General features: G+C 56.1%; 1 protein-coding gene. It reads right to left on the bottom strand.

The window, feature by feature from the left end; translation table 11 throughout:
• A partial coding sequence (locus HMPREF0072_RS12260) for a hypothetical protein (protein WP_004831229.1) occupies positions 1 to 228 on the bottom strand: 228 nt, incomplete at both ends.

Genomic DNA, 228 nt, shown 5'->3' with positions numbered 1-228 from the left:
CGGTTTCCACCCCAGAATCGAACACCTCCACATAGCGGACGGTTTGCCCGTTCACCTGGCGGCGCACCAGTGCATAGAGCACATCGTTATTTGCCGATGGGATAGACGCGACCGATTCATACGCGCCAAGCGTGGTTTGGCGTGACCAGGCGATAACCTCCTGAGCGCGATCCACCGCCATCGTTGCCAAAATACCGTCGTTACGAACCAGCCAAATAAATGAGTCTG

The sequence above is a fragment of the Anaerococcus lactolyticus ATCC 51172 genome, assembly GCF_000156575.1.
GTDB lineage: Bacteria > Bacillota > Clostridia > Tissierellales > Peptoniphilaceae > Anaerococcus > Anaerococcus lactolyticus.
Note: the sequence above shows the minus strand (reverse complement) of the source record. Positions and strands in the feature narration are given on the sequence as shown.